5 protein-coding genes and 1 pseudogene are annotated in these 5,604 nt (G+C 70.8%); 5 read left to right on the top strand and 1 reads right to left on the bottom strand.

What is annotated here, in order from left to right; translation table 11 throughout:
* Positions 1–204: 204 nt before the first annotated feature.
* The 5 genes and pseudogenes from G6020_RS17565 to G6020_RS11030 all read left to right on the top strand — a co-directional run.
* A pseudogene (locus G6020_RS17565) lies at positions 205–696 on the top strand (acyl-CoA dehydrogenase family protein); the annotation flags it as partial.
* A gap of 39 nt (positions 697–735) precedes the next feature.
* Positions 736–1,953 carry an acyl-CoA dehydrogenase family protein gene (locus tag G6020_RS17560; RefSeq protein ID WP_347238361.1) on the top strand — a complete coding sequence of 406 codons (1,218 nt, stop codon included), beginning with the start codon at positions 736–738 and terminating at the stop codon, positions 1,951–1,953.
* Between the two features lie 45 nt (positions 1,954–1,998).
* Positions 1,999–3,093 carry a bifunctional MaoC family dehydratase N-terminal/OB-fold nucleic acid binding domain-containing protein gene (locus G6020_RS11040; protein WP_182610664.1) on the top strand — a complete coding sequence of 365 codons (1,095 nt, stop codon included), beginning with the start codon at positions 1,999–2,001 and terminating at the stop codon, positions 3,091–3,093.
* A complete protein-coding gene (locus G6020_RS11035; protein ID WP_347238360.1) occupies positions 3,090–3,527 on the top strand; it encodes a MaoC family dehydratase in 438 nt (145 codons plus the stop codon). Before G6020_RS11040 ends, G6020_RS11035 begins: the two co-directional genes overlap by 4 nt.
* Positions 3,524–4,696 (top strand): lipid-transfer protein, encoded by a 1,173-nt coding sequence (locus tag G6020_RS11030; RefSeq protein ID WP_182610663.1) that lies wholly within the window; start codon positions 3,524–3,526, stop codon positions 4,694–4,696. The genes G6020_RS11035 and G6020_RS11030 overlap by 4 nt, the downstream gene beginning before the upstream one ends.
* Positions 4,697–4,705: 9 nt before the next feature.
* On the opposite strand, the gene G6020_RS11025 is transcribed toward G6020_RS11030, so the two are convergent.
* The coding region (locus G6020_RS11025) for an alpha/beta hydrolase (protein WP_182610662.1) at positions 4,706–5,604 on the bottom strand (899 nt) is incomplete at its 5' end.

The raw sequence follows: 5,604 nt of genomic DNA, 5'->3' as shown, positions 1-5,604 counted from the left end.
CTCCCGCTCGAGCCGACCGTGCGCCTCGACGGCGGGACGATCACGGGCACCGTCACCGCGGTCCGCTACGCGGCCCAGGCCCGGTCCGTCCTGGTGCCGGTGTCCACGGCCGGGGGAGCCCCCGTCCTCGTCGTCGTCGCCCCCGACGCCCCCGGGGTCACCCTGACCCCGACCCTCGGGTCGCTCGGCGTGCCGGAGTACGCGATGCGGTTCGACGCGACGCCGGTCGACGACGACGACGTGATCCGCGGCCCGGGGGACGGATCGGTCCTCGACGAGTTCCGACGGCTCGTCCTGTCGGCGTGCATCGCCCACGGTGACGGCCTGGTCTCCGGCGCGTTGGACATGACCGCCGACTACCTCAAGCAGCGTGTGCAGTTCGGTAAGCCGCTCGGCTCGTTCCAGGCGGTCCAGCAGGAGCTGGCCGACGTGTACATCATCTCGCGCACGCTGCACGTGATCTCCCAGTCGGTGACCTGGCGGGTCTCGGAGGGGCTCACCGGCCCGGCCGACCGGTACGCCACCGACCCGACGATCGGTGCCTACTGGCTGGCCACCGAGGGACCGCGTGCGGTGCAGATCCTGCACCACCTGCACGGCGGGGTCGGGGTGGACATCACCTACCCCATGTTCCGGTACTCCTCGGCCGTCAAGGATCTGGCCCGCTTCGTCGGCGGCGCGCAGCTGCACCTGGACGACCTCGCGTCGGCGGTGGCGTCCGACCCCGTCGAGCACGTGGCGCCCGCCTCCACCGACGCCGACGCCGGTGCGGCGCCGGAGGGCACCTTCATCGACCTCACCGGAGAGCAGCGGGCGCTGCAGGCCGAGCTCCGCGAGTACTTCTCCACGCTCATCTCGCCCGAGGAGGCGGCGGACATCGCCACCACCCGCCACGGGGACACCTACGCGGAGATCATCACCCGCATGGGCCGGGACGGGTGGCTGGGCGTGGGGTGGCCCACCGAGTTCGGAGGCAAGGGATTCGGCCACATCGAACAGCTGATCTTCACCAACGAGGCCACCCGCGCCGACGTCCCGCTGCCCTCGGTCACACTGCAGACCGTCGGGCCGACCCTGCAGAAGTACGGCTCCGAGCTGCAGAAGGAGAAGTTTCTGCCCGGGATCCTCGACGGCTCGATCCACTTCGCGATCGGCTACTCCGAGCCCGACGCGGGCACCGACCTCGCCGCGCTGCGGACCACCGCCAGGCGGGACGAGGCCACGGGTGACTGGATCATCAACGGGCAGAAGATGTGGACCACCGGCGGCCACCACGCCGACTACATCTGGCTGGCCGCGCGGACCGGCACCCCGGACTCGCGGCACCGCGGGCTGACCATCTTCATCGTCGACACCTCAGACCCGGGCTTCTCGTTCACCCCGATCATCACCTGCGACGGCGCCCACCACGTCAACGCCACCTACTACTCGGACGTGCGCGTCCCGGCGGACATGGTGGTGGGCGAGGTCGACGGCGGGTGGAAAATGCTCACCACCCAGCTCAACCACGAGCGCGTGATGCTGGCCCCGTCCGGTCGACCGGGCGGGTACTACGACGAGCTGGTCGGCTGGGCCCGGGGCACCGGCGCCGACGGGGTCCGTCACCTGGACCGGCCCGAGGTGCGGCGCGGGCTCGCCGAGATCTTCGCGTTCGTCCGGCTCAACGAACTGCTCAACTGGCAGGTCTCCTCCGCCGGGGAGAACCCGTCGATGGGTGACTCGGCGGCGTCCAAGGTGTTCTCCACCGAGAAGATCCAGCACGTCGGCCGGATCATCGAGGAGCTGCTCGGTCGCTTCGGCGACCCCACCGATCCCGACACCGCCGGACTGCAGCGGTGGTTCGACATGATGACCAAGCGCAACGTCGTGATCACCTTCGGGGGAGGGGTGAACGAGGTCATGCGCGAACTGACCTGCATGGGCGGCCTCGGCATGCCCCGCACCGCCCGCTGACCCGACCCCCTGTCAGCACGCCCACGACCGAACGAGAAGGCACCCATGAGTGACGAGCAGGCCGACCGCATCCTGGCCGCCGCCGAGGAGGTACGCGCCTCCGGCGGCAGCGCGCGCCGCGCGGGCCGCGATCCCATCAACACGCCGATGATCCGCAACTGGACCGAGGCGATCGGGGACGTCAACCCGATCTACTCCGACGAGGCCGCGGCCCGCGCGGCCGGACACGGAGGTCCGGTGGCCCCGCCCGCGATGGCGCAGGTCTGGACCATGCGGGGACTCGGGAAGACGCGCGAGGCCGATGACCCGCTGGGCCGCATGACGGACATCCTCGACGCGGAGGGCTTCACCTCCGTGGTGGCCACCAACTGCGACTCCACCTACCACCGGTACACCCGCCCGGGTGAGGAGGTGACCATCGAGTCCGTCCTGGTCGACGTGGTCGGCCCCAAGACCACGGGTCTCGGGGAGGGCTGGTTCTTCACCACCCGCAACTACTGGCGCGTCGGCGACGAGGTCGTGGCGGAGATGGACTTCCGGATCCTCAAGTTCCGTCCGCCGGCCACGACCGCCGCGACCGCCACGACCGCCGAGCCCGCGCCGGCGCCCGCGGACCAGATCGTCTCCAGCTCCGGCTCGGCCACCGACGACCTGGTGGTGGGCAAGGTCCTGCGCCCGTCGGTCTCGCACGACACCCGCTTCTTCTGGGACGGGGTCCGCGCCCACGAGCTGCGCATCCAGACCCGCGAGGACGGCTCGCTGCAGCACCCGCCCGTGCCGGCGTTGTGGAAGGACAAGACCGAGCACACCGACTACGTCGTGGCCTCCGGTCGCGGCACGGTGTACAGCTTCGTCACCCACCACGCCCCGCGCGTGCCGGGTCGCACGCGGTTCCCGTTCGTCATCGCACTGGTGGAGCTGGAGGAGGGTGTGCGGATGCTCGGCGAGCTGCGCGACGTCGACCCGGCCGAGGTCCGGATCGGCATGGAGGTCGAGGTCGAGTTCCTCGACATGCCCGGCGACCCGGCCGAGGACGCCGCGTTCGGCACCGAGCCGTGGACGCTGTACGCGTGGCGACCGGCCGGTGCACCGCCGGTGGAGCGTCAGATGCCCGAGGTGAAGGAAGAGGCTGCCAAGTGAGCACCGATCGAGTGATCTGCCCCGCCGAGCCGCCCGCCGTGGCGGTGGGGGACCGACTCCCCGAGCTGACCATCGAGGGGACCCCGACCTTCATCGTGGCCTCGGCGCTGGCGACCCGGGATTTCCAGGACGTCCACCACGACCGCGACCTCGCCCACGCCAAGGGCTCGAAGGACATCTTCGTCAACATCCTCACCGACACCGGCCTGGTGCAGCGGTTCGTCACCGACTGGGCGGGCCGGCGCGCCCGCATCACGTCCATCAGGCTCCGGCTCGGCGTGCCCTGGTACGCGTACGACTCCCTCACCCTGACCGGTGAGGTCACGGGGATCGACGACGACGGGCTGGTCACGCTGAAGATCGTCGGCACGGACTCGTTGGGCGCGCACGTCACCTCGACGGCGACCCTCTACCTGAACGGAGACCCGCAGTGAGCACCCTGGCAGACAAGGCTGCGATCGTCGGGATCGGCGCCACCGACTTCTCCAAGGACTCGGGCCGCTCCGAACTGCGCCTGGCCGCCGAGGCCGTGCGCACGGCGGTGGCCGACGCCGGTCTGCAGCCGTCGGACGTCGACGGCCTGGTGTCGTTCACCATGGACACCAACACCGAGATCGCGGTCGCCCGCGCCGCCGGCATCGGCTCGCTGAACTTCTTCTCCCGCATCCACTACGGCGGCGGCGCCGCGTGTGCGACCGTGCAGCAGGCCGCGATGGCCGTGGCGACGGGCGTGGCCGAGGTGGTGGTCTGTTATCGCGCGTTCAACGAGCGCTCCGGGATGCGGTTCGGCCAGGTCAACTCGGCGCTCGTGCAGCAGGTCAACTCCTCCGGCACGGACAACGCCTTCTCCTACCCGCACGGACTGTCGACGCCGGCGGGCTTCGTGGCGATGGTCGCGCAGCGCTACATGCACGAGTACGGCGCCACCAGCGAGGACTTCGGGCGGGTCGCGGTGGTGGACCGCAAGCACGCCGCCGTCAACCCGGCGGCGTTCTTCCACGGCAAGCCCATCACGCTGGACGACCACCAGAACTCGCGCTACATCGCCGAGCCCCTGCACCTGCTCGACTGCTGCCAGGAGTCCGACGGCGGGCAGGCGATCGTCGTGACGACCCCCGAGCGGGCGCGGGATCTGCCGCACCGGCCGGTGTCGATCGCCGCGGCCGCGTCAGGCTCCGGGCCGGACCAGTTCATCATGACCTCGTACTACCGTCCCGAGCTCGCCGGACTGCCGGAGATGGGCATCGTCGGCGACCAGCTGTGGTCCCAGTCCGGCCTGCGGCCCCAGGACATGGACATGGCCGTGCTCTACGACCACTTCACGCCGTACGTCCTCATGCAGCTCGAGGAACTGGGCTTCTGTGGCCGAGGGGAGGCCAAGGACTTCGTCCGCGAGCCGGGCGCGCTCGAGGTGGGTGGCCGACTGCCGCTCAACACGCACGGTGGCCAGCTGGGTGAGGCCTACATCCACGGCATGAACGGCATCGCGGAGGGTGTGCGTCAGCTGCGGGGCGACTCGGTCAACCAGGTGCCGGGTGCGGAGAAGCTGGTCGTGACCGCGGGTACGGGCGTGCCGACCTCGGGCCTGGTGCTGACGGTCTGACCGGAGGGTTCAGCCGCGCAGGCACCCGCGGACGAACGAGCCGATGTCGCGCACCGCGACCTTGGCCTCGGGAACGAGCGGGTGGAACACCTGGAACACGTGGAACTGATGTGGCCACAGTTGGAACTCGTGCCGGACCCCGTGTTCGGCGAAACGCTCCGCGAGTTGCTCGATCCCCCCACAGAAGATCTCCTCGCCGCCGCACTGGATGAGGAACGGCGGCCAGTCGGGGGACGGGACGTGGTTGATCGGCGAGATGGCGGGGTCGTCCGGGTCCACTCCCGGCGCGTACTGGCGTCGGCAGAGCTCGGCCAGGCCGAGGGCGAGGAACGGGTCCTTACGGGCGCGGTCGCGGGCGGTCATGTCGGTGAAGTCCAGATCCACCCACGGTGAGAGCAGGACGACCCCCGCCGGCATCGCGGCCTGCTCCTTCTCGAGCTGCGCGACGAGCTGGAGGGCGAGGTTGCCGCCGGCGGAGTCGCCGGCCACCACGATGTCCTCCGCCCGGAAGCCCATGCTCAGCAGCCACTCCCAGCCGGCGAGGGTGTCCTCCGTGGCCGCGGGGTGCGGATGTTCCGGTGCGAGCCGGTAGTCGGGCAGGAAGACGGGCACGCCGGTCTCGCTGGCCATCCGTGACGCGAGTGCCTTGTGCGACCAGGGGGATCCGAAGGTGAAGCCGCCGCCGTGGATGTGGTAGATCACCTTGTCCGAGTGGAAGAACCGCTTGCGGCCCACCCAGAGTCCGGGCACGGGGCCGTCCGAGGACCAGTCGTTGGTGGTCTCGAGGGCGGCCGCCCGCCCGGCCCCCGAGGTCAGCGCGCGCAGCCGTCCGAGGGACGCGTCGGTCGCCGGCATCATGTCGAGGGCCGGTCGGACGAACATCCTCAGCCCGCCGGCCAGCCCGCGGG

Source organism: Dietzia sp. B19 (genome assembly GCF_014145155.1).
In the GTDB taxonomy this organism is placed as follows: Bacteria; Actinomycetota; Actinomycetes; order Mycobacteriales; family Mycobacteriaceae; genus Dietzia; species Dietzia natronolimnaea.
This window is presented reverse-complemented; position numbering and strand designations above follow the sequence as displayed.